This window comes from Marinomonas posidonica (assembly GCF_043643765.1).
Lineage (GTDB): Bacteria > Pseudomonadota > Gammaproteobacteria > Pseudomonadales > Marinomonadaceae > Marinomonas > Marinomonas posidonica_A.
The window spans coordinates 13,737-39,369 of sequence record NZ_JBHZSP010000003.1 but is presented as its reverse complement, the minus strand read 5'-3'; the positions used below and the strand labels follow the sequence as shown (position 1 = coordinate 39,369).

The window sequence follows — 25,633 nt, the reverse complement described above, 5'->3', positions numbered from 1 at the left end:
GCCAAACCATGACGACTGTATTATTGGCCATCGGCATCCTAGTATTATTAGCTTTAGTCTTCGGCGGTATCTTAGGTTATGCCAATGTGCGCTTCCACGTGGAAGGCGATCCGATTGTTGATCAAATCGATGCCTTGCTTCCCCAAACTCAGTGTGGCCAATGTGGTCACCCAGGTTGTCGACCTTATGCCGAAGCCATCTCTAATGGCGAAGCCATCAATCACTGCCCACCTGGCGGTCAAGCAACGATTCAAGCGCTGGCCGATTTACTCGATGTAGAAGCCATACCTTTAGATGGTGATCACGGCACCGAAAGCGCCAAACGCGTCGCGGTGATTCGTGAAGACGAATGCATTGGCTGTACCAAATGTATTCAGGCGTGCCCTGTAGACGCCATTTTGGGTGCGGCAAAGCAAATGCATACAGTGATTTCAGATGAATGTACCGGTTGCGACCTATGTGTTGAGCCTTGTCCGGTAGATTGTATTGATATGGTGGAAGTGGGCGTAAACACTAAAACTTGGTCTTGGGATAAACCTCAAGGCGTGGCCAGCACCTCGTTAAATATTATTGTGACAGATCGTCAGACGGAGGCCGCACACTAATGCAGGCGTTTGATATTTTCTCTTTTCATGGCGGCATTCACCCACCAGAAAATAAGGCACAATCACTGCAACTGCCTTTGGGACGTCCAAGTCTACCAAGCGAATTAATTTTGCCGTTGGGTCAACACATTGGTCAGAGTTCACGACCTATGGTAAAAGCCGGTGATAGGGTATTAAAAGGCCAAGCTCTTGCCATGAACAATGGCTTCTTAAGCAGTTTTTTACACGCGCCGACTTCTGGCACCATCACCGCAATTGAAGAACGCTTGATCGCTCATCCGTCTGGTTTGAGCGACCTGTGTGTCATTCTGCAACCAGACAGTTTGGAAGAATGGCAGGCCCTCGAACCTTTGGTCGATTGGCAAACCCAAAACCGCACCGATGTGTTGGCATATTTATCAGAAATGGGCATTGTCGGCATGGGCGGCGCAGGCTTCCCTACGCAAGTCAAACTGCAAGGTGCCAACAAATCTCCTTTGACTCACTTCATCATCAATGCTGCCGAATGTGAACCTTACATCACGGCAGATGATATGCTGATCCGCGAAAAAACCCTGGAATTGATTCTTGGCATCGAAGTATTACAACACCTAGTCAACGCCAGCCAAGTCGTGATCGGCATTGAAGACAACAAACCAACGGCCATCAAATTACTGAATGACTTACTGAATGAGCGTAACAGCACCATCAAAGTGGCGGTGGTACCAACCAAGTACCCGTCAGGTGGTGAAAAACAGCTGATTCAACTGCTTACTGGCAAAGAAGTACCGAGCGGCCAACACCCAGCGGACATTGGTATTTTGTGCCAAAACGTCGGCACTTGTGTGGCTGTGCACGATGCGGTTTATTTGGGCAAACCCCTAATTTCTCGTTTCACCACATTAACGGGCGATGCCTTAAATGCACCACAAAACGTGGAAGTATTATTGGGCACACCTGTGTCTCACCTATTGGAATACGCAGAATCCCAAAACAATAGACTGCATCGCTTGGTAATGGGCGGCCCTATGATGGGCTTTACTCTAGACTCTCCCCAAGTACCTGTGGTGAAAACCAGTAACTGTATTTTAGCTGCGACCAAAGAAGAGTTGCCGCCGCCAGCCCCAGAGCAAGCCTGCATTCGTTGTGGCATGTGTGAACAAGCCTGCCCTGTTAGCTTGTTACCACAGCAATTGCTTTGGTTCAGCAAAAGCCAAGAACACGAAAAAGCCGAGCATCATAATCTGTTTGATTGCATAGAATGTGGTGCTTGCTCTTATGTTTGCCCAAGTAGCATCCCATTAGTGCAGTATTATCGTCACTCTAAGAGTACCATTCGTGAAGCTCGTGAATCCGCTGTGAAAGCCGATCTGGCTAAGCAACGCTTTGAAGCGCGTAAAGCACGTCAAGACGCGGAAGCGGCTGAGAAAGAAGCGAAACGTCTGGCACGCCAAAAACCGGCACCAGCTAAAGACGCCAGCAAAGTCGCACCAAAAGCGGCGGCCAGTGCGGCACCTGCAACAAACGACGAAGCCAAAAAGCTCAAAGTGGATCTGGCCATTGCCAAAACCAAACTGAAGAAATTAGAGAAGCAATTACTGAGCGCGCAAGAAAGCGAGCATGTTGAAGAAATCAACAGCTTACAATTGCAAGTGACAGACCAAGCGAACCAAGTGAAAGACTTGGAAGCACAAATGGCCAAGGTTGCAGAGGCTGCACCGGTTGCTAAACCAACACCAGCCGCACAAGACAGTGCCAGCGATGAATTGAAAAAAGCCAAAGTGGATCTTGCTCTGGTGGGCGTGAAGCTGAAAAAAGCCCAAAAGCAATTGGACGAAACACCAGACGATGAGGATTTGAAACAAAAAGTCGCAGACTTGGAAGCACAGCAAAAAGCCGCTCAAGCCAAATTGGATCAAGCAACAAGTGCCGCACCCGCTCAGACGACGCCAAAAGCAGCAGCAAGCACTAACAGCGATGAATTGAAAAAAGCGAAAGTAGATCTAGCGCTCGCTGGCGTGAAGCTGAAAAAAGCACAAAAGCAGCTAGCTGAAGTACCTGATGACGCAGACTTGAAACAAAAAGTGGCCGACTTGGAAGCGCAGCAAAAAGCGGCTCAAGCCAAATTAGATCAAGCGCAAACAACTGATACAGCGCCAACCAAACCAGCTAATGATGGAACGACGGCCAATAACGATGAGTTGAAAAAACTCAAAATTGACGCAGCCATTGCCAAAGCAGCTGTGAAGAAAGTGGAAAAGGCCTTGAAAAAAGCCGAAGAGCTGCAAGCGCCTGAGCTAGACACCTTACGCCAGCAATTCAAAGACGCTCAGCAAAGAGCCTCTGAATTGGAACATGCCCTAGCCAACCCGAATGCACAAACTAAAACGACCGTGGCATCCAAACCTGCGGAAAACAGTGTCGGCACAGCAGACGGAGATAAAAAACGTAAAGTGGACCTTGCCATTGCCAAGGCCAGTATCAAGAAGGCTGAAAAGAACCTTGCCCTATTAAAAGAACAAGGTAAGAGCGAAGCCGACATACAAGCGTCCGAGTGGCCACAGAAATTGCTCGATGCCCAGCAAAAACTGGCACAATTAGAAACCGCAACACCAGCAGTGGAAATGGCCTCAGCCAAGGAAACATCGACGGCGGCGCAAGCACAGTCAGCGGCTCCGACTAATGCAGACGATGTCAAAAAGCGCAAGATTGACCTCGCCATTGCCAAAGCCGGTATCAAGAAAGCGGAAAAGAACATTGCTCTATTGAAAGAGCAAGGTAAGAGCGACGAAGCAATCCAAGCGTCTGAGTGGCCACAAAAATTGCTTGAAGCTCAACAAAAATTGGCACAATTAGAATCGGCCGAAGCGCAACAGTCGAATCCAGCCAAAACCGAAGCATCGACAACCAAACCAGCAAATGACGACGCGCCTCAAGCCAGTTTGGCTGAGCAAATTAAACAACAAAAAATTGCCGCGGCACTCGCTAAAGCCCAAGCCAACAAACTGGCGAAAAAACTTGGCGTGGAACCAGACAATGCAGAGCAAGTTCAAATAGAAATCGCTCAACTTAAAGACAAGCAAGCGCAAGCGGAACATTTGCTTGAGCAATTGATGAAACAGCAAGAGAGTCAATAAATGGCATTATTGAGAATATCGTCTCCCCATGCGCAACGTGCCGGTCATCGCACTTCTTGGGTGATGCAAATGGTCATCTTGGCAACCGTGCCAGGCATCCTAGTGCAGACTTGGTTGTTTGGTTTTGGCACCCTGATCAACATTATCATTGCTTGTTTAACAGCACTTGCCAGTGAAGCGCTAATTCTGTTGATCCGTAAACGCTCAGTAGCCTTCTTTCTAAAAGACTACAGTGCCTTATTAACGGCGGTATTGCTGGGCATTGCCCTTCCCCCTGTGGTGCCTTGGTGGGTCACGGTTACCGCGGTTGGTTTTGCCATTATTTTCGCCAAACAATTGTACGGTGGTTTGGGGAATAACCCATTCAATCCCGCCATGGTTGGCTACGCCATTGTACTGGTATCCTTCCCTGTGCCCATGAGTCAGTGGCTAGGTCACACCAGCCTTACGACGTCTAGTGACACCCTGTCTTTCTTACAAAGCTTACAAGCCATTTTCCATCATTTACCTAGCATTGATGGCTACACCATGGCAACACCACTAGACGGCTTTAAGCACAAAGATTTGCTCGACAGTGATGCTGCGTTTAATAGCATTCCAGCCTTACAAGCGGCCAGCGTCAATGCTTGGCTGTGGATCAACCTTGCTTACCTAATGGGTGGTTTAGGGCTACTTTGGTTGCGCATCATTACTTGGCACACGCCAGTGGCTTTTTTGTCCGGTCTATTCATTCTATCAGGTGTATTTTATGCCATTGATCCAAGTCACTTTGCTTCCCCAGCCTTTCATTTGGCAACAGGTGCGGCCATGTTTGGCGCTTTTTTCATTGCTACTGACCCTGTATCTTCTTGCACCAGCAACCGTGGCAAACTGATTTACGGCTTTGGTATCGGCATTCTCATTTACATTATTCGCACTTGGGGTGGTTACCCTGATGGTGTGGCATTTGGCGTACTCTTGATGAACTTTGCTGCGCCGCTAATTGATTACTACACACAACCACGCAGTTACGGTCACAGCAAAGCCAAAAAAGGCCTAAAATTCGGGGAGGACAAATAGTGGAAATCCTTGCTTCGATTCGACGCAACAGTCTTGGCTTAGGCATTTACGCTGTCTTAACCGCAGGCTTGATTGCCGTAACCCATCAACTAACAAACCACACTATTAAGGACAATATTCTTGAAGCGCAGATCTCTGCCTTTAATGACATTTTGCCCGCTGATTTGTATGACAACGATCTCACCAAGGACACCGCCACTTTACCAGTTGATCCTCTGTTAGGCAGTGAAACTGGCACTAACATTCATATTGCCCGTAAAGACGGTGAGGTCACTGGCATCATCTTCGAAACCACCGCCACTCGTGGTTACAATGGTAATTTGGATATGCTGGTGGCGATTAACCGTGATGGCGTCGTCACCGGTAGTCGTGTCATCAGTCACAAAGAAACACCCGGCCTAGGCGATAAGGTGGATTTAAAAAAATCCGACTGGATCCTTAGCTTTGCCAATAAGTCCTTAAGCAACCCACAGCTATCTGGCTGGGCGGTGAAGAAAGACGGTGGTGACTTTGACCAATTTACTGGTGCGACCATTACGCCAAGAGCCGTGGTTCGAGCGGTCAAAAACACCCTTTTGTACTTTGATCAAAACAAGGACGCGCTGTTGGCGCGTTAGTGAATGACGATGAAAATGAGCGCACAAACCGCCGTCGCTGACGACGTACAAGACCCTAGTTCACAAAGCACAGATTCAGCTGAGGCAAAGCCAACCGCAAATTATGCCGAGATTATCTACAACGGTATCTGGAAGAACAATCCAGCCTTAGTACAGTTACTTGGCTTATGTCCCATGTTGGCAGTCACTAGTACGGTTGTTAACGCATTAGGACTTGGCCTCGCCACACTGGTGGTGTTGGTCGGTTCTAACATCGCGGTGTCTATTATCCGTAACTATGTCTCTGAAGCCGTTCGTTTGCCGGCTTTCGTGATGATCATTGCCTCTTTCACCACCTCCATCGAACTCATCATGCAGGCTTATACGTATGAGCTGTATCAGATCCTTGGCATCTTTATCCCTCTGATTGTGACCAACTGCGCGATTCTAGGTCGCGCTGACGCCTTTGCCAGCCGTAACCCTATTTTGCCGTCGGCGATTGACGGTTTAATGATGGGCTTGGGGTTCATGGTGATTTTGGTGGCTTTGGGTGCCATGCGTGAATTGATTGGTCAAGGCACACTTTTCTCTGACATGCATTTGTTATTTGGTGACATGGCGCTGCACTGGAAACTTACCGTTTTCCAAAATTACCCGAATGTCTTATTTGCCATTTTACCACCGGGTGCTTTTATCGGATTAGGCTTACTGATTGCAGGCAAGAACTACTTTGATGAAAAAGAGAAAGAACGCATTGCTGCTGCGAAAGCCAAAGCCGGTCCTGCAGAATCCAAACGTGTGCGTGTGACTGGGCAAACAGGTTAAGGTTGCTCACAAATGAATAAAGCCAAACGCCATGAAATCTTTTCCAGATTACGAGCGGAAAACCCTAACCCAATGACCGAACTGGAATACCATTCACCGTTTGAGTTATTGATTGCGGTTTTGCTTTCAGCACAAGCGACGGACGTCAGTGTTAATAAAGCCACACGCAAACTCTTTCCCGTCGCCAACACACCTGAGAGCATGTTGGCTTTGGGTGTGGAGGGGTTAAAAGAGTACATAAAAACCATTGGCCTCTTTAATGCCAAAGCCGAAAATGCCATTAAAACCTGCAAAATTTTGGTCGAACAACACAATAGCCAAGTACCTGAAACCCGTGAAGCCCTTGAAGCGCTACCAGGGGTTGGGCGCAAAACGGCAAATGTGGTATTGAACACCGCCTTTCGACAAATTGCTATGGCTGTGGACACCCACATCTTCCGCTTCAGTAATCGCACCAAAGTGGCTCCTGGAAAAAACGTCTTAGAAGTGGAAATGAAACTCTTAAAATTCGTCCCAAAAGAATTTCTACTGGACGCCCATCACTGGATGATTCTTCACGGTCGCTACATTTGCGTCGCCCGTAAACCCAAATGTGGTGCTTGCATCATTGAAGATTTGTGTGAATTTAAAGAAAAAACATCCGATTAAATCTTATTTTTTTGTTATCGCGAGCGCTCAATTAACCAACACCATTTAGTTAAATAAAAGCTAAACTAAATTTAACTAACCTGACATTTATCTAACCTTTCCTTCAAGGCATGCTCATTATTATGTTTTTACCCATGATAATGAGGATGCTATGAGCCACATCGCTAAAACCAACCTAACTCAAGCTCAACTTGATGCCCATTGGATGGCCTACACAGGCAACCGTCAATTTAAGAAAGATCCTCGTATTATCACAGCGGCATCCGGCCACTATTACACAGATGCGGATGGCCGCCAGATCTTTGACGGCTTGTCAGGTCTTTGGACCTGTGGTCTAGGGCACAGCGTCCCCGCCATCAACGAAGCCGTAGCCAAGCAAGTCAAAACACTCGATTACTCCCCTGCCTTTCAATTTGGTCACGAAAAGTCTTTTCAGCTGGCAGAGAAAATCACTCAGTTCATGCCAGCGGGTTTAAACCGTGTTTTCTTTACAGGCTCAGGTTCTGAATCCGTGGATACCGCACTCAAAGTAGCGCGAGCCTATTGGCGCAAAAAAGGCATGGGCACCAAGACTAAGTTCATTGGTCGCGCTAAAGGTTATCATGGTGCAGGCATTTCTGGTTTCAGCGTGGGTGGCATTCCAGCGAACCGAATTTTATATGGACAAGGCTTAGAGTCGTACCATTTACCTCATACTCAAGTACCAGGCACAGAGTTCAGCAAAGGCATGGCAGACACAGGCAAAGAACGAGCAGAAGAACTGCTGAACATGATTGCCATGCACGATGCCTCTAACATCGCCGCTGTCATTGTTGAGCCTATGTCGGGCTCAGCAGGCGTGATCGTACCACCAAAAGGCTACTTACAACGTTTGCGGGAAATTTGCGACCAGCACAACATCCTGTTGATCTTTGATGAAGTCATCACCGCATTTGGCCGTATGGGAGCGCAATCTGGTTCTGAAGCCTTTGGTGTCACGCCTGACATCATCACCATGGCAAAACAAGTGACTAATGGTGTCATTCCAATGGGCGCGGCGGTATTTAAACAGGAAATTTACGATACCTTTATGGACACTGGTGGCGCAGATTATATGCTAGAGATTCCTCATGGCTATACCTATTCATCCCACCCTATTGCTTGTGCGGCGGGTTTAGCGTCTTTAGAAACCATTCGTTCTCAAGGACTGATTGAGCGAGTTCATCAAATGAGTCCAACATGGGAAAATTACGTTCATTCCTTAAAAGGCGCAAGCGATGCCATTACGGACATTCGTAACTATGGCTTTGCCGCTGGCATTACCTTAGCCGCCGCTGACGGAGAACCTGCGAAACGCCCTTTCCAAATTGCGATGTCCATGTGGGATAAAGGCTATTATGTACGTTATGGCGGTGACACCATTCAATTGGCGCCACCGTTCACAACGGAGGAATCTGAAATGAGTAGCCTTATTGACGCGCTAGGGGAAAGTATCAAGAAATTCGGCTAAATTCGCTAAAATCAGTACCAAAAATCAATAGATTGAATTTCGCCCCCTTCTTTCAATCTATTGATTTGCCTTCCTTCCTTCCCCAAAAAACATGCACTATACTGTTACCAATAACGCCACAGGCGACACCTCATAGATAGGAAAGGATTGACCCATGTCTATTACCCAATCACCTTATGTCCGCTGCTTTTGGACGGGCTCTTTGTATCTTACCAATGGCAAGGTTATGCCAATTCACTGCACCCACATCTCAACCAAGATGATTGAAGTGGAAGCACCAACTGGGCTAGAAGGTTCCAAAATGGTTAAGTTGGAACTGAAAGCCATGCACGAAGGCGAGCGCAAACTGATTAAGGTATTGTGTGATCCCGATCTCGACATTTTCAACGAACACAACAAGCATTACATTAAACTCAAGTACCACACCATTTCAGACAAAGATGTGGCCTTTATTAGAGACTTCGTTGAAGCACACGAGTAATGTGCCAACAAGGGCAAATCATTCCGCCTATTTCTGTCATAAAAAGCCCATAAAAAAACCACAAAGGCCAATGCCTTTGTGGTTTTTTTAACGCACAAACGTCACGTTAAGACGTCATATATTTTCCGTTAAGATAATGTCGTTTCAAACAGCTTAAGCAGCTTGTCACTGTCTACTTCCATGCACACCTGTGTCATTGGCACGTCTGTCCAATGTGGCTCAGGGAAAGTCATGCCTTCTGGTGCAAAGATAGTTTGACCAATACCGATGCCTTCACAAGCAACACGTACCGCACCAAGCTCAACCCCAAAGATGCTTGGGTCCATAAGATAAGCAATGGTCGACGCATCATGGAAGTAACAGCCATCCATATCAAATCGACTGCTGTAGAAATTGATGTAATGCTGCGCGCAATCGTACAAGAAACCACCTTCAGTCGGATTGGCTTCACGAATACGCTCAAGCACGCCATTGTCTAACAAGACTTGGTGCGTCACATCTAAACCTATCATGGTCACCTGCCAAGGCGCGGTAAAGACCTTATCAGCCGCATGAGGGTCGTTCATAATGTTCGCCTCAGCCACAGGGGAAACGTTACCGTATTCAATCGCTGTGCCGCCCATCAACACCACTTCATCTACTAGATTGGCCACTTCAGGGTCCAACTCTAAGACTTTCGCTAAGTTTCCTAAAGGCCCAAGCGCGACGATCGTCACTTCACCAGGGTTGGCGCGTACTGCATCCACAATAAACTGCGCAGCACTTTGCTCAACAGCTTGACCCTTTGGTGCTGGCCAATCGATATTACCGAACCCATCTGTACCATGCACAAAATCCGGATGTGGTCGTGGTGCAATAACACTCGGTACCGCAACACCTTTAGCAACAGGCACATCGACTTTTGCAATTTCCGTTAAGGTGATGGCATTTTGAGTAGCTAAATCCACCGACACATTACCAAAGGTTGTGGTCAGACCAAGTACCTCTAATTGTGGCGCTTGGAAAGCAAAGAAAATCGCCATAGCATCATCAATGCCTGGATCCGTATCAATAATAATTTTACGAGCCATATCGCCTGTTCCTCTTTTTAAGCTAGTCATGCTGAGCAAGAAATTCAGTCACTTCTTGCTGCGTGGGTATAGATGAAGCCGCCCCTAAACGGGTGACACATATTGCCGAAGCGGCACAAGCACGTCGGATGGATTCGGCCATGCCTTGGCCTTTCATCATGGCCGACAGGCAAAAACCAATAAACGTATCACCAGCGGCCGTGGTATCAACGGCCTGCACGGAAAAAGCCTCAACTTGAATACGTTCTTCACCATTGAAATAACACACACCGGCTTTACCTAACGTCATCAGTACCGCTAAATCTGGGTAAGCGTCTGGAAAAGCCGCAATGGTGCTATCAATGTCAGGCGTGCCGATTAAGTCCATCGCCTCCACTTCATTCACGATCAATAAATCCACCAAACCAAGTACTTGTTTGGTCAGAGCTGCGTCCATTGGCGCAGGATTAAAAGCCACTTTTACACCTTGCTGTTGCGCTTTCTGCATCACATATTCAATGAGATTGGTCTCATTTTGCAGTAACACCCAATCGCCCTGCTGAGCCTTTTCCAATACCTGATCCACCTGCTCTTCTGTTAAAGCATGGTTCGCACCTTGGTAGAGAATAATCGAATTTTCCGCTTCTTTCGTCAGCTGAATAATCGCGTGTCCTGTTGGTACATCAATTTGTCGGATCAAACTGGTGTCGACCCCCAAAGACTGTAATTGTGTCACCACACTTTGATCGCTATGGTGAATCGCGCCAACGTGTTTCACGTCAGCGCCCGCTTTGGCCAAAGCAACGGATTGATTCGCCCCTTTTCCTCCCAGTAAACACTGATAATGGTCTGAGGCCATGGTTTCACCAGGTCGAACGAAATGGTCTAACTGATAGAGATGGTCGAGATTAATCGAACCAACATTATAAATTGTCATATTGCCCATCCTTCTGGGTGACACAAAGCCAAACACTTGGCCCATTTTTATTCGCAGCCAAGAGTGTACGATAAAAAAGTCACTCGTCGGCTTCATCAATGGATAAATTAGCAAATTTTGACCAATTGGACAAAACATAAAAAAACGCTCAATCCAATTTGGAAGGAGCGTTTCTTAGAAACACGAATAAAACAATATTAGTCTTTATTTTTTATCTAGAAAGCCACGGCCTTTTTGCGCCGCGATGCGCATACGCAAAGCATTCAACTTAATGAAGCCAGCCGCATCTTTCTGATCATAAGCACCAGCGTCATCTTCGAATGTCGCCACAGAGCTATCGAACAAGCTATTTGGTGATTGACGGCCAACCACTTCTACGTTGCCTTTATACAATTTAAGACGAACCGTGCCACTTACGTGCTCTTGAGACGTATCGATCAAGGCTTGCATCATACGACGCTCTTCTGACCACCAGAAACCGTTGTAGATGATTTTCGCATAACGCGGCATCATTTCATCTTTCAAATGCATCGCTTCACGATCCAAAGTGATAGATTCAATCGCACGGTGAGCTTTCATCATGATGGTGCCACCAGGTGTTTCGTAACAGCCACGAGCTTTCATACCAACAAAACGGTTTTCGACGATATCGACACGGCCAATACCGTTTTCGCCACCAATTTTGTTCAATGTTTCTAACATGGTTGCAGGTGATAACGCTTCACCATTCAATGATACTGGGTCACCTTTTTCGTAACCGATTTCAATGTATGTTGCTTCGTTTGGTGCTTCTTCAGGAGAAACAGACCAACGCCACATGTCAGATTCAGCTTCCATCCAAGGATCTTCTAACTGATCACCTTCGTAAGAGATGTGAAGCAAGTTCGCATCCATTGAGTATGGTGATTTTTTCTTCTTAGTTGAGAAATCCACTGGGATTTTGTGTTCTTCACAGTACGCCATTAGCGTTTCACGAGACGTTAAGTCCCATTCACGCCAAGGTGCAATCACTTTAACGCCTGGCTTCAATGCGTAAGCACCTAATTCAAAACGAACTTGGTCATTACCTTTACCCGTCGCACCGTGAGAAATAGCATCTGCACCGGTTTCATTGGCAATTTCAATCAGACGCTTAGCAATCAAAGGACGAGCAATTGACGTACCTAGTAGGTATTCACCTTCATAAATAGTGTTCGCTCGGAACATAGGGAATACGAAGTCGCGGACAAACTCTTCACGCAAATCTTCGATGTAGATTTCTTTAATACCCAACGCTTGAGCTTTCGCGCGAGCTGGTTCAACCTCTTCACCCTGTCCTAGGTCAGCGGTAAAGGTCACCACTTCACAGTTATACTCTTCTTGAAGCCACTTCACGATTACGGAAGTATCCAGGCCGCCTGAATAGGCAAGCACTACCTTCTTCACGTCAGACATTATTTCTATTCTCCTCAACGAGCTCGCGCTCCCACGCCAATGCCTTCAAACCAGTACACGGCGGCGCAAATAATTTTAAAAAAGGGGCTGTAAGTTTAAATTTTCGCTACTGGCTTAGCAAGTAAAAAGCCTTATTTCGCGAGAAAATAAGGCTTTTAGAAGAGAAAATAAGGCTTTTAGAAGAGAAATCAATTCATACTATTAAACGGTAGACTAATTGATGTCATTTTTTTCTAACCGAATGGTCACCCGTCGGTTACGCTCACGACCTTGCACATCATTATTGCTGGTCGATGGGTAACGCTCACCGTGATAACGAGAAATAATTTTACCCGCGGCGACACCTTTTTCTAATAAGTAGGCCGTCACCTTTTCCGCTCGAATTTTCGACAGTTCACGGTTATCTCGACGAGAACCTATGTTATCGGTATGGCCATCAATGTAAATGTATTCAACACTTGGATCGGACGACACATACAGCGCCACCAAATCCAAACGCGCTTTGATTCGCTCCGTTAAATCCACGCCATTTAAAGGAAATAAAGCTGCCGTTCGTGCAATTTGATCATAATTAACGGGTAACAAGGTGGCTAAGCAACGACGAAATTCATTATAGGCGGGGGCGAAATTGATATTCGACAAGCCCACTTCAACGGTTTCTTTACTGTTTTCCCAAGCACGACCAGCGACAACAGGATGACGTCCGCGGTCTAAACTGGTCAGCATGCGTTCTGCCACTTTACCGCCCACTTCCACCGTCAGCCCGTATCCCGGATAGGGTAAAATATCCAAGGTTTCAGGTTTGCTGCCAGGAGACCAATCCGGCGCTTGAGAAATAATGTATACCTGACCCGGTCCGAGCTTTTCATTTCTAGGCTGCAACACAAACTTCATTGGCTCACCGGCTTCTTTAATGAACTGACCTTCACCATAATGCGGTACTGGGTGCGTCAAGCTACAAGAGAAAATGTCCCCTGATAGCAGCCATTCAGAATCGGTAATTCCGGACTGATAATGAGTCAATGCATGGGCCTGGTTAAAACTTAACCCAGCCGTCAGTAAAAACGTTGTTCGAATTAGCAGTTGTTGGGCAATTCCCATTGAGACATCTCGTTCAAGCGTAATCAGTTGTGTTATCATCAAATCCTATTGTACCGTTAATCTTATACAAGCGGCAGAATTAAGGACCTTCTTTTGTCAAACCATGAAATCAAAGATCGATTCCGCGGCTTCCTACCCGTTGTTATCGACGTCGAAACCGCAGGCTTTAATCAAAAAACCGATGCATTGTTAGAAATGGCTGCCAGCATCCTAAGAATGGATGACAATGGTGACCTTTATATACATGAAACCGTTGGCTTTTTAATCAAACCGTTTGAAGGTGCCAACCTTGAAAAAGCCGCTTTGGATTTTACTGGCATTGATCCTTTTGAGCCTGGTCGAGAAGACATAACCGAGAACGAAGCCATCACTCAAATGTTCGCTAAAGTTCGCAAAGAGCTGAAATCTGTAGGTTGTAAACGGGCGATTCTAGTGGGCCACAATGCCGCATTCGATCATGGTTTTTTAAATGCCGCCATCGAACGAGCTGACATCAAGCGCAACCCATTTCACCCTTTCTCCAGTTTTGACACAGCCAGCTTAGCCGGTTTGGTGTTCGGACAAACAGTGTTGGCCAAAGCCTGTGAAGTCGCCTCCATTCCTTTCAGTAATTCAGAAGCACACTCTGCCAAATACGATACGGAAAAAACCGCCGAATTATTTTGTGAAATGGTGAACCGTTGGAAACGCCTTGGTGGCTGGCCGTTAATTGCTAACGAAACCGAAGATGACATGTCTGCGATTTTCAATTCTGGTCAATAAGCACCATAATGAAACCCTATCGCAGATTTTTACTGTCTTCGCTTCGTCCATAAGGTGGTTGCTATGATGCCAGCAAAAAAATACCTTTACCTGCTACTCGGCTGGTTATCGTTAATAACAGGTATTATTGGCATCTACCTCCCCTTGCTTCCGACCACACCTTTGGTGCTGCTCGCAGCTTGGTGTTTTTCCAAGTCATCTAAGCGTTTCCATTCTTGGCTGTTGAACCACAAATTCTTCGGCCCCATTGTCCGCGATTGGCAATCGGAAGATGGCATTCCAAAACGCTCTCGCAACCGAGCCATTATCTTCATGTGGCTCGGAATGAGCATTTCCATGCTGATTGTTTACCGTTTCTGGGCAACGGTGGGCTTGATAAGCATCGGCGTTTGCGTCAGCATTTATTTACTCAGATTACCGCTCCGCGAAGATCAGCAAGACTAACACCCTGCGCTGTTTGCAGATTGACAGACATTTAAATTCCAAACCATCATAAGGTCATCCATGATAACCCGTCACCAGTTTCGCCTATTTGTCTTCTACCCTATTCTCGTTATCAGCTTAGTGATGATGTGCTTATGGGGAGCCGCGCCGTTTGTGGCCAAACACTACCTACAGGATTTTTTCCAACAACATGGTCAGAGCGCGACTCTGGATGCCCCTAACATTGATTTCTTTCCACCTCGACTTGAGGTCAATAACCTCATCGTTCAACAGCAGAATATCCCAACACTGACACTGGAACATGCCGAGTTGGCCATTGAGTTTTGGCCCTTGTTCAACCAAACTTTAGCGGTGTCCATTGCCGACATAGCAGGCTTAAACCTTAACGTAGAACAACAAGCAAACAATTGGATCATCGCTGGACTGGATCTGGCAAAACTGACATCAGACAGCACAGAAAAAAGTGATGTAGCAGAATCAAACCAATCAAAAGCAGACATGGATCCCAACGCAAACGGATCTCCTTGGCGCATTTCTGTGCCTCAAATCCAGGTTAAAAACGCCTTTGTGGATCTCACCCGTGACACCAAACAAAACGAAAACGCGCAAACGGATCGACTTGGCCTAACCTATTTAGAGGTTCAAAACCTCATTGGACAAGGTTTAGATTGGCAAGCTGACATCGCCCTGTCAGCACAAGTGAACGATGCGACGTTGCGCCTTGATAGCGAGTTAAACTACCAGAAAAAACAGGCCAACCTCGTCATCAACACATTGACCACAGACCTTTCGGTTGACAGTATTCGACACTTTTTACCCGTCGACTATCAGACAACAGAAGGCGACATAACCTTAAATACCGCCTTATCCTTGACGCACGATGCCACCAGCGGACAATTTAAACTCGATGCATCATCCTTTAACTTAGACCTTAAAAATGCCTTCGTGCCTGTTAAGCAAGCACAGAGCATTCGCTTGCAAGCGGCTAATCTAGACCTAAAAAACAGCCAACTAGACTATGCCCTTCCTCCCAAAGCGACCGATGCGGACCATGAAATCATCAATCTAACAGCCAATACCAAGCTAACCCTAAAGGCTTCAGATGTGTCCATCCAACAAGGTGAACAAAGTCTGGCTTGGCAAACATTGGACATCACGAGCCCAATCAAGGCCATTAGCGATGAATCCGGATATCAATTGCAGTCTGACCGTTCGACACTCGCCCTATCTGAATTAAAGCTCTCCTCCGACAGCCTGATTCTAAGTGGTCAAGCCCTTGCTCTACAGCTGGCAAACCTTGATCTTACTCTGGCCACCGATAAGCAAATTAAAGTGACCGTCGACAGTCAATTTAACAGCCAGCAGATGGCGGTTAAACAAGCAGGCAACAGCTTGTCATACCAATCACTGGCGCTGGACAGCCAGTTAGCTTTTTTACAAGACGCCCAACACACACAGGCACAAAGTAAAGCATTCAGCCTTCAACTTGACGAATTTAATGGCGACCTCATTAACGGGCAAAGCATTTCCTTGCAAACAACTAAGTTAAAGGCAGATCAGCTGACACTGGATCAAACGACAGATCAGTCACCAATAGCAACCAGCCTTTCAGGTCGACAGGTTTCTCTCAGCACCGAAGGCTTAGACAGCTACGCCAGTCAAGATAAGCGCCTTGCCGCATGGCAAAGCAGCCAGCTTTCTGGGGTCAATTTTGAACAACAAGGGAACTTATTTTCGGTGCAAGCTGAGCGTTTAGACGTTAATCAAATCAGTTTATCAGACCATCTTGACGCCCCAGACATGCCAGCACTAGCGACATTAGGGAAGATTAGCATTAGCCAACTGGAAGCCGATCAAGACGCGGCAAAGATAGACACCATCAACACTCAAGATGTGATCATTAATTTGCTGTTAGACGTCGAAAAAAATCTCGCTAATCTAGTCTCAATCAACGACACGCCAGCGACCTTGCCAGAGCCAAAACTGCAACCGAACGCTACCCCGAGAGTGTCTGACATCCGTGAAAGCAGCCCCTCAAGCACACAAGAAACGGAAACAACCGAGTCAGCGTTTAAAGCCCCTTATCAATTGGTGTTAAACCAATATGCCATGACGGGCAAATCTCATGTTTATGTTAAAGACGACAGTATTTCACCAGCATTAGAGCGCACCTTAGACATTGACACCCTAACCCTGGCTAACTTGAATACCCAAGACGAAAAACAAGCCATGGATGTCACCCTAAAAGCCCATAATGGCAAATACACAAAAATCCAATCCGATGTAACCCTTTGGCCGTTGGCCGACAGACTCACTATGCAAAGTGAGTTAACCATTAAAGAAGCCGAATTACCGCCTTATTCCGCTTATCTCGCCTCCGTTTTAGGGTATCAAATTGACTCAGGACAATTAGACCTTGACCTCAAATTGCATGCGCAACAGGGCTTATTGGATGGCAATGCACATATTTTACTCAGAGAATTTGACTTGGGCGGTCGGCAAGAAAGTGGCTCAATAATGCAAGCTGGAGTTGTCCCGCTCAATATTGCCGTAGGAATTTTAAAAGACAGTGACAATAACATTGATCTCGACATTCCACTCTCAGGGGACGTCGACAACCCTGAATTCGGCTGGCGTAACTTCTTATTCCTACCGGTTAGAAAAGCCTTGTACTCAGCGTCCAGTAACTACTTGATGCAAACTTTCATTCCTTATGCCAATGTCATCAGCATTGCTCAATTAGCTGGGGATCAGCTGCTAAAAATTCGTGTTGAACCGCTTATCTTCGAGCCAACAGAAACTCAACTCAGTGAGAATCAAAATGACTTTTTAGTGCAACTAAGTCAACTGATGAAAGACAAAGAAGACAGCCAACTTAAAGCCTGTGGTGTCACCAGCTATGTTGACCTTGGTTTTGATACACCACCAGCGACCTTGGATGAAAGCCAGAAAGCACAAGCGAGAGAATTGGCACAAGCAAGAGCAGATCGTTTGAAAGATTACCTTGTGTCTTCAGGTATTCGCTCGTCACGTATTTTGCTCTGCTCACTTGAAATTGACTTATCCAAAGACAGCCAACCACGAGTGGAACTCAACTTTTAATTGAAACGCTTTTCCTTTCTCGTTTTTTCAATCCGCTTCTATTTGTCCGTTGTCACGCAACGGACAAATGCTCTGTCAGCAAGCTTTCAAGTCTCACCACAAATGTCCAATAAATGCGTAGTCACTGAAGACAGCATTGAAAATACAGGCTTATGACCTATTACTTAAGATAAGAAGATTAAGGTTAGAAAAGCTGACAAGGGTCAAGAATGTTTCCCCTTGCCTAAGCTAATCTATAAATAAGCTTAATGATTAAATTAATGCAGATCGGAGGACACGATGCCAATTTCAGATCACAACTTAGTCAATGAATTCCCTGAGTACAAAGACGACATTCATCACTTAAAAATGGAAGACGCCCATTTCAAAAAATTATTTGATGAATACAACCACCTGACTCATGAGATTGAGAAAATGGAACAAGAATTGATTCCGTCTACCACTCAAGAAGAAGAGAGCCTGAAAAAACAACGCTTACAATTAAAAGACACACTGCAAGGTTACATAAGGGCGAGCAAAGCCGCCGCCGAAAAAGCCTCAGCATAACCACTCAAAGACGTTAAAAAGCGGGCCTTTCTGGCTCGCTTTTTGTTCCTCCTCTCGCTAAGCCAACACGCTTTCTCTAACGAGCTTCTCACGCTAAAGTGTGTTTACTCCGGCAATCCATAACAAATTTAGACTGCCACTCATCAAGGTAACAAGCTATCCCAAAAGCCCAAGCGTCGCCACCCTTTTGTAAGAATTATCCTACAAAAAACAATTGTAAATCATTCTCATAATCATTATCATGCCGAATTTCAACCCCCCGACCTAGAGACACTCTCCATGTTTAAGAAAACCTTTTTGATGATGCAGGCATGCGGCGCTGTGACGTTCTCATGTATCGCCTTTGCAGAAGCCTCAGCGGATGATAACACCATTGAATTACAGGCATTAGAAGTGCAAGGTCGCGCTCTATCCTACTACAAAGAAGATGAAACCAATTTGGTTACCAAGACAAACACCAGTATCGACAACACACCTCAATCCGTTCAAGTGGTGACCAAAACCCTGATTGAAGACCAAGCGGCTCGTCAGATTACTGATCTCTATCGCTCCATTTCAGGTCTGTCACAATATCAACCCGCAACCGTGACATTACGTGGTTTTATGCAAGACGAGATTCTCTATGATGGCTTAAAAGGCGATCCGTTTGGCGATTTTTCCATTCCGCAGCTTTTCACCATCGAGCAAGTCCAAGTACTAAAAGGCCCCTCCGGTGCAGTCTATGGCGCTGGTGAACCGGGCGGTGTGATCAACTATGTGACGAAAAAGCCAACTTATGAACAGCAAAATACCCTACAAGTCACCGCAGGCAACAAAGACTTCTTAAGTAGCAGTATTGAGTCATCTGGGCCAGCTAACGAAGCGGCCTCACAACGTTACCGCGTGGGCATTTATTCTGATGGGCAAGACTCTTACCGCAACAATGTGGAAGAAGAAAACCAAATCATTGATCTTGGCTACGCTTGGGACATTGATCAAGACAACACCTTAACGGTGCAATACACAGACATTCACCAATACCTTTCCGGTGCTCGTTTACGCGGCATTCCAACCGATGACGATGGTAATTTCTTAGCCGATACCTCATGGAACAACAATGAGAAATCCGACTACCAAGAACTGGATGCGCAAGTTTTCCAAGCGCGCCTTGATCACAGCATCAATGACTGGTTCGAAAGCAACGTCGCCCTTCGCTACTTTGAGAATACCGAAAACCAAAAATACCACGAAGTCGTTGGCTTATTAGACAGCGACAGTGACGGTGTTATAGACACCACGCAGCGACAGTATCGTGATCAAGTTCGCTCAAGAAAAGGCATCACCTTAGCAGGCAATCTGATTGCCGAACTGGGCGATCACACTGTGCTGCTTGGCAGTGATTACTTCCATGAAAAAAACAGCTTTTTATACTACCGTGCCAGCAAAACAGCGGATGGTGTGTCCAATCTGAGTCTGACTGATCCTGTCTATGGTCAAGACAATGTCAGCGATTACACCATGAACCTTAAAACAGACGAAACCACCACATCAGATCGTCTTGGTGTATACGCCCAAGACCAGTGGCAGATTACCGATAAACTGAATTTACTCAGTGGTATCCGCATTGATCGTTATGAAGAAAGCTACCAAGACCATATGTCCAGTGAGGGTGAAAAGCAATATAACGACACAGGCTACACAGCACGCTTTGGCGGTAGCTATCAACTAAATGACACTTGGAAACCCTATGCTTCTGTCTCTACAGGTTTTGTACCGCAAGACGCCGCAGACCAACAAAGCAGTGTCGGTGGCCCATTTGACCCAGAAGCAAGCCACCAAGTGGAAGTCGGTGTGCGCAGCTATTGGTTAAACAACAAGCTGAACGTCAATCTGGCTGCATATCGAATTATTCGCGAGAATATTTTGCAAGAAGACCCTAACGACAGCGACATGCTGGTTGCCATTGGCAAAGTCCGCAGCAAAGGGGTTGAATTGGATGTTATGGCGGACATTACGCCTCGTTGGGTGGCGAATGTGAGCTATGCGTACAATGACACTGTGGTGAAAGAAGCCAACGATGGCATTCAATACGCCGATGGCGACCGCTTTGCGAACACACCTTATCATCAACTTGGTGCCTGGACTCGCTACGACTTCCCAAGCCTAGCATCGTCCATTGCTTTGGGTTCGGATTACGTGAGTGGTCAGATCAATCGTCAAGGACAAAAAGTCAAACCTTATACTGTTTACGATTTGTCTTGGCAAACACACTGGCAAGATTGGAAATTTCAAGTCAACGTCAAAAACCTGTTTGATAAAGAATACGCCGTCAGTGGCTTTACCGATAAAATTGGCTCTTTCGTAGGTGAACGTCGTCGCGTTTACTTGAGTGCGGCATATCAGTTTTAACGTCACTTTTTATTCATCGGCAAGCGAGTTCCTACTCTCGCTTGCCGTTTGGTCTACTGCAATCAAAGTCATTAAAGATGATTACTGGGGATAAAATATTCAGGCGAGTTGATTTAACCATCTCAATAGGACTGCCCGAGTTAACATCGGGTTGCCAGCCATTACCGCTATAAAACGGTGTTAACCGAACTTCTTGGTATAAGATGGTGACACTCCGTACTTATTCTTGTATGCACGACTGAACGCGGCTTCAGATTGATATCCAACACCGAGTGCAATATTGAGAACATGCTCATTGCCATGAAACAACCGCTCTCGCGCTAACGATAAACGCCAATGTGTAATGTACTTCTTAGGCGTCTGGCCCACTATTTTCTTGAAATAATCAATAAATCTCGTACGAGACATACCAGATAACTCGGCTAAAGACTCAATATCTATATGTGCAGAAGGGTCTCCATGTATTTTTTTCATCGCACGAGAAAGACGCTTATCAGTATGTGCCAGTAGCCAACTCTGATGCTCATCAGATATCTCATTGATCCAAGTACGGATACATTGAAGGATTAATACATCCGCCAACTTCGAGACGATAAGTCCTGCGCCATAATCCTCATTTTCGGTTTCTCTGTGTATAGATTGCACCACACTTTCGATAGTTTGATGTGCAGGGGATTGTGACGGCACTAAGATATAATCCGGCATTGATTGAATGATGGAGGTCGTCACCTCGTTATCAAACAATACCGTACCGCACAAAGTCGTCGTCAACGCACCTTCACCAGTCGTCGTTAAACGCTCATAGTGTTCAGTGATTTTCTCGATCTCATTGTCAAACAGGTCACTGGCTGGTGTGTTATTCACGTCAACGATGTCATGACCAGTACCTCGTGGTAGCAAAATAAAGTCACCGGGGCCCAGTTTTACGCGTACCCCATACACTGAAACGAACGCTTCGCCTTCTAGAACTAAGTGAAAAATAGTGCTAGATGGAATAGAAGGGATCTTCACACCCCAAGGTTGCTTCATTGTCGAGTAAGTATAAAAAACGCTACTCATTTTAAGCTGACTGAGCGGAGAGCTGACTTCCTCATGCTGGTGCCTACTTTGTTCAAACTTCGCCATTGCTTGTGTTCTTTTATCGTCCATCAATATGTACTTCCTGCAAACATTCAGCAACTTTCTGTCAATTAAATCATCGCTTAATTAGATTTAATAAACAACGTTCACTGCCTGCCGCAGTTTGTGGCTCTAGTCAGTTAATCCAATTATGTCATTAAATCTAGAAGGAGAAAGCACAATGATTGTATCTATGTTTGAGCGTATTGTTTTAGGGATAGCAGGGGTTACTGCCTTTACTATCGGCGGGGTTATTGCGCTAGAACCACATATTTTTTACTTAAGCTATAATATTACGCTCGCTGATGACCCTAGCCTACTCAGTGAGCTACGAGGACCGGGGGCAAACCTCGCTGTATTAGGAGCATTAATGCTAGCCGGCCTCTTCTATCATCCCTTATCTAAGACCTCAATCGTTGTCGCAAAAATCGTTTTTTTCGCTTTTCCTTTAGGTAGAGTGATAGGGATATTTGCCGATGGTATGCCCTCTGGGGCTATCTTGGCAGCGCTAGCTGTAGAAATTGCGATTGCAGTTTTACTCGTCGTGGCCTTTAGAAAGGCGAATGCGTTCACATAATGTGTTTTTCTAGTCCAATATCAGAGATACCTGTCGCTTATTTCTATACTTGTCTTTCTCTTGTGCGAGGAACACTAAATCCAATAGATGACAAACAAGTCTACGATGACACATATCTTAGTACCGATAAAATTGGCTCTTTCGTAGGTGAACGTCGTCGCGTTTACCTGAGCGCGGCTTACCAATTTTAGTGTGACTTGGTAATAAACACTTCGATAAAAGCGAGTCTGAGTACTCGCTTTTTTTGTGTTCAAGATTTCCCTTTTAGCGAAATTTTGACCTAAATCAAACCGCCCTCAATTAGCTTGGCAAAGCCGTGACAATCTCTTGAGTTCGTTCTTCAAGAAGTTAAACTCCGCGCGTTTTCAATTTTAGGGCCAAGTCATGTTTACACCAGAATTATTGTCGCCAGCCGGTTCATTAAAAAATATGCGCTATGCTTTTGCTTACGGTGCAGACGCTGTATATGCCGGACAACCTAGATACTCTCTTCGCGTGCGCAATAATGAGTTTGATTTAGAAAAACTTGAAATCGGCATCAATGAAGCTCATGAGCTGGGTAAAAAGCTATATGTGGTCAGCAACATCGCCCCCCACAATGCCAAGCTAAAAACCTACATACAAGACTTAACCCCGGTCGTAAAAATGCAGCCTGACGCACTGATTATGTCAGATCCAGGTCTGATCATGATGGTTCGTGAAGCGTTTCCAGATCAAGCAATACATCTATCTGTTCAAGCCAATGCGGTAAATTGGGCCACGGTGAAATTCTGGCAGCAACAAGGCATTTCCCGCGTTATTTTATCCCGAGAATTGTCCTTAGACGAAATCGAAGAAATCCGCATGAAGGTACCTGAAATGGAGCTCGAAGTCTTCGTTCATGGGGCGTTATGCATGGCGTACTCTGGCCGTTGTTTGCTGTCTGGCTACATGAACAAACGCGATCCAAACCAAGGGGCTTGCACCAACGCCTGCCGCTGGCAATACAATGCTCACTCTGCCACCGAAGACAGCAACGGCCACATCATCGCCACGGCCAACTCAGCGGTGCAAATTCAAGAGCCAACCGATCAACTGTTTTTATTACAAGAACAAGGTCGTCCAGACGAATACATGCCAGCCTTTGAAGACGAGCACGGCACCTACATCATGAACTCCAAAGACTTGCGAGCGATACAGCATGTGGAACGCTTGGTCAAAATGGGCATACATTCTTTAAAAATAGAAGGTCGAACCAAGTCTTTTTATTACTGCGCGCGAACGGCACAAATCTATCGTCAAGCCATTGACGATGCTGTGGCTGGCAAAAGCTTTAATCCACAATTAATGGACAACTTAGAAAATCTTGCCAATCGTGGTTACACAGACGGCTTCTTACAACGTCATCGCCATGTGGATTTGCAAAACTATGAAACAGGCAACTCTGTTAGCCATCAACAACAATTCGTTGGTGAAGTCTTATCCCGCCAGAACAACAAATTGACACTGGAAGTCAAAAACCGCTTCAGTGTGGGCGATTCCTTAGAATTAATGACACCGCAGGGCAACCACACCTTCACACTCACTCAACTGTGGGATAAAAAACACCAAGATATTGACGTAGCCAAAGGCAGCGGCCACATTGTCAGCCTCCCTTGCCCTGACGGCATGGAAGCATCTATGGGCATACTGTTGCGCAACTTGCCAGAGGGTCAAACCACCCGACAACCGCACAAACAAACCACAGCCTAAAGAGGATAAGATGGCTTTGTTGATCAATGAGCGTTGTATTAACTGCGACATGTGCGAACCCGAATGCCCTAATGATGCCATCAGCATTGGAGCTAAAATCTACCAAATCGCGCCTGAGAGATGCACTGAATGTGTGGGACACTACGACCAACCGACTTGTGTTGCCGTGTGCCCAATTGATTGTGTCAAACCTGATCCTAAGCACAGAGAAAGTGAAGCACAGCTCTACGAGAAATTCGTCGAGCTGCATTTTGATGTTTAACGGTTAACCGTTCACTTTATCGTCATGGCGCATTGCGTTGTGATGGGGTGGTTTTAAACACCTTAGCATGGGTAAAAGGGTCTTCTACACTGCGTTGTTGTTTGGTTGCTTCTGCCCACCAAACCAGTTGATAAAAGCTGCGACCAAAATAATCAAACCAAACACTCTGCTCTTCCCCTGCTTGCAATGTACCATCTTCCTGAAAGACTTCTTGCGCCTTAGGAATATGGATAATAGCCGAGACAGACAAACAGCCCAATTCCGCTAAAAAATTTCTCATGCCTAACGCCGCTCGCATACCCCCCCACTGACCAGCTGAATAGGTCACAATGGCACTGGGTTTATAAGAAAAAATGGAACTGCCAAAATGATTCAACAAGTTTGCTAACGCGGGGCTCATAGAATGATTATATTCTGGGCTCATCATGACGTAGCCATCGGCCGTGGCAATCTTATCCGCCAAGTCATCTAATGCTGTTGGAGCTTTACCTTTCGCATAGGCAAAATGTGGCTTGAAGACAGGCTCCATTGGGTAATCCAATGCATCGATGAGTTCGATATCATGGTCGGCAAAACGCTCAGCAAAGCAGTCTAAGCAAGCTTTAGCAACGCGTTCACCCAAGCGGGCCGGTTTCGGTGGCGTACTGTTACGAACACTGCCAAGAAATACCAAAAACTTCATCATTGAACTCCATTTAATCCGCTCTGGGAATGCGCGAACACATCCTCGATCATCGCCTCTAAAATCTCAATATCATCACAGGTTTTAGCGTAGACGCGCAAGCCCGTGATTTGAATTTGTAGCAATCTCGCCAGTTGTTGTGGGTCTTTTTGCTTGGAGATTTCATTATGCTGTTGCGCTTCGGTCATGAGCTTAGCAAACGCATCTTCCACTCTTTTTAAAGCGGCCTTGGCTTGCTCAAACAATTCCCCCTGCTCTTCCGTCAGCTCAGCCACAGTTTTTGCCAACAAACACATACTGCTCGGTGCATTTTGACGTGATTCAATCACCACCAGTCTCACAAAGCGCTGCAAGGTATTAAGCGGTGAGTCCGATTGTGCTCGCAATTGTTCAAGCTGATCTAGGCTGACTTGTACGTAGTATTCAATCGCCGCCTTAAACACCCCATCTTTACTACCGAATTCAGCATAAATACTTCCGGGGCGCATATCAATCGCGTCTTGAAGATGGCGCATCGACGTCGCGTGATAGCCTTTTCCCCAATACAAATTTGTCGCTTTTTCAATGACTTGCTGGCGATCAAACCTTGGCTTTTTACTCACAGCATAACCTTATAAAAAAATATAATTGAGCGAATGTTCAAATATATATTGAACGATCGTTCAATTAAAGTTAAATTG

The 25,633-nt window shown here is 46.0% G+C and carries 23 protein-coding genes; 16 read left to right on the top strand and 7 right to left on the bottom strand.

The window, feature by feature from the left end; translation table 11 throughout:
* Nucleotides 1–8 precede the first annotated feature (8 nt).
* The 8 genes from rsxB to ACHUFM_RS04130 all read left to right on the top strand — a co-directional run bounded on the left by rsxB (nt 9) and on the right by ACHUFM_RS04130 (nt 8,819).
* On the top strand, nt 9–605 hold the full coding sequence (gene rsxB / locus ACHUFM_RS04165) for an electron transport complex subunit RsxB (protein ID WP_394179850.1): 597 nt from the start codon (nt 9–11) through the stop codon (nt 603–605).
* Nucleotides 605–3,721, top strand: a complete 3,117-nt coding sequence (rsxC, locus tag ACHUFM_RS04160) for an electron transport complex subunit RsxC (RefSeq protein ID WP_394179848.1) — start codon at nt 605–607, stop codon at nt 3,719–3,721. Before rsxB ends, rsxC begins: the two co-directional genes overlap by 1 nt.
* Entirely contained in the window at nt 3,722–4,780 is a 1,059-nt protein-coding gene (rsxD, locus tag ACHUFM_RS04155) for an electron transport complex subunit RsxD (RefSeq protein ID WP_394179846.1), read from the top strand.
* Entirely contained in the window at nt 4,780–5,397 is a 618-nt protein-coding gene (gene rsxG, locus ACHUFM_RS04150; RefSeq protein ID WP_394179844.1) for an electron transport complex subunit RsxG, read from the top strand. Before rsxD ends, rsxG begins: the two co-directional genes overlap by 1 nt.
* A 9-nt stretch (nt 5,398–5,406) precedes the next feature.
* The gene (locus ACHUFM_RS04145) at nt 5,407–6,201 is read left to right on the top strand and encodes an electron transport complex subunit E (protein WP_394180328.1); all 795 of its coding nucleotides are present in this window, start codon (nt 5,407–5,409) and stop codon (nt 6,199–6,201) included.
* 12 nt (nt 6,202–6,213) lie between these two features.
* A complete protein-coding gene (gene nth / locus ACHUFM_RS04140; protein WP_394179842.1) occupies nt 6,214–6,849 on the top strand; it encodes an endonuclease III in 636 nt (211 codons plus the stop codon).
* A 151-nt stretch (nt 6,850–7,000) separates the two neighbouring features.
* Nucleotides 7,001–8,338: an omega-aminotransferase AptA gene (aptA, locus tag ACHUFM_RS04135; RefSeq protein ID WP_394179840.1), complete on the top strand. Its 1,338-nt coding sequence runs from the start codon at nt 7,001–7,003 to the stop codon at nt 8,336–8,338.
* Nucleotides 8,339–8,492: 154 nt separating this feature from the next.
* Nucleotides 8,493–8,819, top strand: a complete 327-nt coding sequence (locus ACHUFM_RS04130; RefSeq protein ID WP_394179838.1) for a hypothetical protein — start codon at nt 8,493–8,495, stop codon at nt 8,817–8,819.
* 128 nt (nt 8,820–8,947) lie between these two features.
* Here ACHUFM_RS04130 and ACHUFM_RS04125 read toward each other — a convergent pair whose 3' ends face one another.
* The 4 genes from ACHUFM_RS04125 to ACHUFM_RS04110 all read right to left on the bottom strand — a co-directional run bounded on the left by ACHUFM_RS04125 (nt 8,948) and on the right by ACHUFM_RS04110 (nt 13,379).
* Nucleotides 8,948–9,889, bottom strand: a complete 942-nt coding sequence (locus tag ACHUFM_RS04125) for a nucleoside hydrolase (protein WP_394179836.1) — start codon at nt 9,887–9,889, stop codon at nt 8,948–8,950.
* Nucleotides 9,890–9,911: 22 nt separating this feature from the next.
* Nucleotides 9,912–10,805: a ribokinase gene (locus ACHUFM_RS04120; protein ID WP_394179834.1), complete on the bottom strand. Its 894-nt coding sequence runs from the start codon at nt 10,803–10,805 to the stop codon at nt 9,912–9,914.
* Nucleotides 10,806–11,009: 204 nt separating this feature from the next.
* The gene (locus tag ACHUFM_RS04115) at nt 11,010–12,239 is read right to left on the bottom strand and encodes an argininosuccinate synthase (RefSeq protein ID WP_063333029.1); all 1,230 of its coding nucleotides are present in this window, start codon (nt 12,237–12,239) and stop codon (nt 11,010–11,012) included.
* A gap of 213 nt (nt 12,240–12,452) precedes the next feature.
* Entirely contained in the window at nt 12,453–13,379 is a 927-nt protein-coding gene (locus tag ACHUFM_RS04110) for a flagellar protein MotY (protein ID WP_394179832.1), read from the bottom strand.
* 54 nt (nt 13,380–13,433) lie between these two features.
* Here ACHUFM_RS04110 and rnt point away from each other — a divergent pair, with 54 nt between their 5' ends.
* The 5 genes from rnt (at nt 13,434) to ACHUFM_RS04085 (ending at nt 20,582) form a co-directional block, all read left to right on the top strand.
* Nucleotides 13,434–14,102, top strand: a complete 669-nt coding sequence (rnt, locus tag ACHUFM_RS04105; RefSeq protein WP_063333028.1) for a ribonuclease T — start codon at nt 13,434–13,436, stop codon at nt 14,100–14,102.
* Between the two features lie 63 nt (nt 14,103–14,165).
* Nucleotides 14,166–14,546, top strand: coding sequence for a YbaN family protein (locus ACHUFM_RS04100; RefSeq protein ID WP_082825440.1), 381 nt, complete (start codon nt 14,166–14,168; stop codon nt 14,544–14,546).
* A gap of 60 nt (nt 14,547–14,606) precedes the next feature.
* Complete coding sequence (locus ACHUFM_RS04095; RefSeq protein ID WP_394179829.1) at nt 14,607–17,648, top strand: DUF748 domain-containing protein; 3,042 nt, start codon at nt 14,607–14,609, stop codon at nt 17,646–17,648.
* 279 nt (nt 17,649–17,927) lie between these two features.
* Nucleotides 17,928–18,194, top strand: a complete 267-nt coding sequence (locus tag ACHUFM_RS04090) for a YdcH family protein (protein ID WP_394179827.1) — start codon at nt 17,928–17,930, stop codon at nt 18,192–18,194.
* A 279-nt stretch (nt 18,195–18,473) separates the two neighbouring features.
* The gene (locus ACHUFM_RS04085) at nt 18,474–20,582 is read left to right on the top strand and encodes a TonB-dependent siderophore receptor (RefSeq protein WP_394179825.1); all 2,109 of its coding nucleotides are present in this window, start codon (nt 18,474–18,476) and stop codon (nt 20,580–20,582) included.
* 180 nt (nt 20,583–20,762) lie between these two features.
* Here ACHUFM_RS04085 and ACHUFM_RS04080 read toward each other — a convergent pair whose 3' ends face one another.
* Complete coding sequence (locus ACHUFM_RS04080; RefSeq protein ID WP_394179823.1) at nt 20,763–21,731, bottom strand: AraC family transcriptional regulator; 969 nt, start codon at nt 21,729–21,731, stop codon at nt 20,763–20,765.
* Between the two features lie 151 nt (nt 21,732–21,882).
* Between ACHUFM_RS04080 and ACHUFM_RS04075 the strand changes: the two genes are divergently transcribed.
* The 3 genes from ACHUFM_RS04075 to ACHUFM_RS04065 all read left to right on the top strand — a co-directional run bounded on the left by ACHUFM_RS04075 (nt 21,883) and on the right by ACHUFM_RS04065 (nt 24,271).
* The gene (locus ACHUFM_RS04075) at nt 21,883–22,278 is read left to right on the top strand and encodes a DUF4345 domain-containing protein (protein ID WP_394179821.1); all 396 of its coding nucleotides are present in this window, start codon (nt 21,883–21,885) and stop codon (nt 22,276–22,278) included.
* A gap of 384 nt (nt 22,279–22,662) precedes the next feature.
* Nucleotides 22,663–24,009, top strand: coding sequence for a prephenate-dependent tRNA uridine(34) hydroxylase TrhP (trhP, locus tag ACHUFM_RS04070; RefSeq protein ID WP_394179819.1), 1,347 nt, complete (start codon nt 22,663–22,665; stop codon nt 24,007–24,009).
* Nucleotides 24,010–24,019: 10 nt separating this feature from the next.
* The gene (locus ACHUFM_RS04065; RefSeq protein ID WP_394179817.1) at nt 24,020–24,271 is read left to right on the top strand and encodes a YfhL family 4Fe-4S dicluster ferredoxin; all 252 of its coding nucleotides are present in this window, start codon (nt 24,020–24,022) and stop codon (nt 24,269–24,271) included.
* A gap of 22 nt (nt 24,272–24,293) precedes the next feature.
* On the opposite strand, the gene ACHUFM_RS04060 is transcribed toward ACHUFM_RS04065, so the two are convergent.
* Nucleotides 24,294–24,953, bottom strand: coding sequence for an NADPH-dependent FMN reductase (locus ACHUFM_RS04060; RefSeq protein ID WP_394180326.1), 660 nt, complete (start codon nt 24,951–24,953; stop codon nt 24,294–24,296).
* Nucleotides 24,953–25,555: a TetR/AcrR family transcriptional regulator gene (locus ACHUFM_RS04055; RefSeq protein WP_063333022.1), complete on the bottom strand. Its 603-nt coding sequence runs from the start codon at nt 25,553–25,555 to the stop codon at nt 24,953–24,955. The genes ACHUFM_RS04060 and ACHUFM_RS04055 overlap by 1 nt, the downstream gene beginning before the upstream one ends.
* Nucleotides 25,556–25,633 lie beyond the last annotated feature (78 nt).

Bases quoted from the DNA above. Each gene is read 5' to 3' on its own strand.
- rsxB (WP_394179850.1), top strand. From the start codon at position 9: ATGACGACTGTATTATTGGCCATCGGCATCCTAGTATTATTAGCTTTA.
- rsxC (WP_394179848.1), top strand. From the start codon at position 605: ATGCAGGCGTTTGATATTTTCTCTTTTCATGGCGGCATTCACCCACCA.
- rsxD (WP_394179846.1), top strand. From the start codon at position 3,722: ATGGCATTATTGAGAATATCGTCTCCCCATGCGCAACGTGCCGGTCAT.
- ACHUFM_RS04145 (WP_394180328.1), top strand. From the start codon at position 5,407: ATGAAAATGAGCGCACAAACCGCCGTCGCTGACGACGTACAAGACCCT.
- nth (WP_394179842.1), top strand. From the start codon at position 6,214: ATGAATAAAGCCAAACGCCATGAAATCTTTTCCAGATTACGAGCGGAA.
- aptA (WP_394179840.1), top strand. From the start codon at position 7,001: ATGAGCCACATCGCTAAAACCAACCTAACTCAAGCTCAACTTGATGCC.
- ACHUFM_RS04130 (WP_394179838.1), top strand. From the start codon at position 8,493: ATGTCTATTACCCAATCACCTTATGTCCGCTGCTTTTGGACGGGCTCT.
- ACHUFM_RS04125 (WP_394179836.1), bottom strand. From the start codon at position 9,889: ATGGCTCGTAAAATTATTATTGATACGGATCCAGGCATTGATGATGCT.
- ACHUFM_RS04120 (WP_394179834.1), bottom strand. From the start codon at position 10,805: ATGACAATTTATAATGTTGGTTCGATTAATCTCGACCATCTCTATCAG.
- ACHUFM_RS04115 (WP_063333029.1), bottom strand. From the start codon at position 12,239: ATGTCTGACGTGAAGAAGGTAGTGCTTGCCTATTCAGGCGGCCTGGAT.
- ACHUFM_RS04110 (WP_394179832.1), bottom strand. From the start codon at position 13,379: ATGATAACACAACTGATTACGCTTGAACGAGATGTCTCAATGGGAATT.
- ACHUFM_RS04100 (WP_082825440.1), top strand. From the start codon at position 14,166: ATGATGCCAGCAAAAAAATACCTTTACCTGCTACTCGGCTGGTTATCG.
- ACHUFM_RS04095 (WP_394179829.1), top strand. From the start codon at position 14,607: ATGATAACCCGTCACCAGTTTCGCCTATTTGTCTTCTACCCTATTCTC.
- ACHUFM_RS04090 (WP_394179827.1), top strand. From the start codon at position 17,928: ATGCCAATTTCAGATCACAACTTAGTCAATGAATTCCCTGAGTACAAA.
- ACHUFM_RS04085 (WP_394179825.1), top strand. From the start codon at position 18,474: ATGTTTAAGAAAACCTTTTTGATGATGCAGGCATGCGGCGCTGTGACG.
- ACHUFM_RS04080 (WP_394179823.1), bottom strand. From the start codon at position 21,731: ATGGACGATAAAAGAACACAAGCAATGGCGAAGTTTGAACAAAGTAGG.
- ACHUFM_RS04075 (WP_394179821.1), top strand. From the start codon at position 21,883: ATGATTGTATCTATGTTTGAGCGTATTGTTTTAGGGATAGCAGGGGTT.
- trhP (WP_394179819.1), top strand. From the start codon at position 22,663: ATGTTTACACCAGAATTATTGTCGCCAGCCGGTTCATTAAAAAATATG.
- ACHUFM_RS04065 (WP_394179817.1), top strand. From the start codon at position 24,020: ATGGCTTTGTTGATCAATGAGCGTTGTATTAACTGCGACATGTGCGAA.
- ACHUFM_RS04060 (WP_394180326.1), bottom strand. From the start codon at position 24,953: ATGAAGTTTTTGGTATTTCTTGGCAGTGTTCGTAACAGTACGCCACCG.